At 32.3% G+C, this 1,457-nt stretch carries 3 protein-coding genes; all 3 read left to right on the top strand.

Going from position 1 to position 1,457, the window contains the following annotated elements:
* Positions 1–171 precede the first annotated feature (171 nt).
* Genes JCM10596_RS31590 through JCM10596_RS31720 form a run of 3 tightly spaced genes read left to right on the top strand, consistent with a single transcriptional unit; the run spans position 172 to position 1,391 of the window.
* Positions 172–594, top strand: a complete 423-nt coding sequence (locus tag JCM10596_RS31590) for a vitamin K epoxide reductase family protein (RefSeq protein WP_369345693.1) — start codon at positions 172–174, stop codon at positions 592–594.
* A 45-nt stretch (positions 595–639) separates the two neighbouring features.
* Complete coding sequence (locus JCM10596_RS31725; RefSeq protein WP_439644880.1) at positions 640–978, top strand: ABC transporter ATP-binding protein; 339 nt, start codon at positions 640–642, stop codon at positions 976–978.
* Positions 979–998: 20 nt separating this feature from the next.
* On the top strand, positions 999–1,391 hold the full coding sequence (locus JCM10596_RS31720) for an ABC transporter ATP-binding protein (protein WP_439644879.1): 393 nt from the start codon (positions 999–1,001) through the stop codon (positions 1,389–1,391).
* Positions 1,392–1,457: the final 66 nt, after the last annotated feature.

Below are 1,457 nucleotides of genomic sequence, written 5' to 3'. Positions count from 1 at the left end.
AATTATGCTAATTATAAAACAATACACCGCAAAGTAAATGTACTCTAAAGGTGACATATTCAGGACTTTGCGGTGTATGGTCCATATTTAGACAATCTATATATCTTGCCACAAGAATAAGTTATTTAAGGGATAGCTGAATTCTTGTGGCATATTTAATTAATAAATAGGGTGATTGGATTGAATATTAATTATGAATTATTGAAAAAAATATTACTGATTTTTGGTATTATCGTAACTTTGTACTTATATATTAACTCAGCAAACTTTTCAAATAATGGAATCATCTGTCCAACAAACGGATGCTCAGAAGTGAACTCAAGTAAATATGCACAAATAGTGGGAATTCCTGTTTCGCTGATTGGGTTGTTAGGTTATATAACTATGTTTAATTTAAATTTATTTGCTTATAAAATTTTTATACATAGAATTTATCTTTTTTGTCTCTTTTTTTCTTTTCTGTTTTCTACTTATCTAACCCTTATATCTCTATTAATAATAAGAGCTACCTGTTTTTGGTGCATTGTGAGCTTTTGTATTATTATAGCTCTAATGTATAGCGAAGTCAAAAAAAGGCGAAAATACACCTTTTAAAAATAGGATAAATATGGTAAAATAAAAGTTGAAAGGAGAGAGGATATGTCAGATATTATTAACGTGAGTGCATTAACTAAAGAATTTGCTGGAGATATACAAGTTGTAATGGCCCTTCGTCATGTGAATTTAGAAATTGCCAAAGGTGAATTTATTGCCATCATGGGGTCCAGCGGATCTGGTAAGTCCACCTTGTTAAATATTCTTTCAGGACTAGATAGACCTACATCTGGAGAAATATTGCTAGACGGACTATCTTTACATAACTGTACTGAACAAGAGCTTACTCAAGTAAGAAGAGATAAGATTGGTTTTATTTTTCAATCTTTTCATTTAATAAGTGTTTTAACAGCACTAGAAAATGTTTCTCTACCTTACTATTAACCGGTCAAAATGGCGAAAAAGTGAAGGGAAGAGCAAAATATCTCTTAGAAAGAGTCGGATTAACAGATAGGGTGAATCATTATCCTTCACAGCTTTCTGGGGGACAACAGCAACGTGTAGCCATAGCGAGAGCGTTAATGAATGATCCAAAAATTATTATGGCTGATGAACCTACGGGGAGTTTAGATTCAAATATGAGTATCTCTATTATGGATTTACTAAGAGAATGTGTGAAAGAGATGCAACAAACTTTAGTCATGGTTACACATGACCCGATGGTTGCGACTTATGCAGATCGGATATTTTTTATGAAAGATGGTCATTTTCATGATGAGCTCATTTTAAAAACAGAGCAAAATTTAACACTCCAAGAAAAGATGAGTAGAGTGTTTCGCAAGATGGAGAGGTTATAAAGGTATGAGAAATTTATTATTACTTGTTATAAGGTACCTATCTAAGCAGAAGGGGAGGACTTTTTT

Origin of the sequence: Caldalkalibacillus mannanilyticus JCM 10596, assembly GCF_000615945.1 — a bacterium.
Classification (GTDB): domain Bacteria; phylum Bacillota; class Bacilli; order Caldalkalibacillales; family JCM-10596; genus Bacillus_AT; species Bacillus_AT mannanilyticus.
This window is presented reverse-complemented; position numbering and strand designations above follow the sequence as displayed.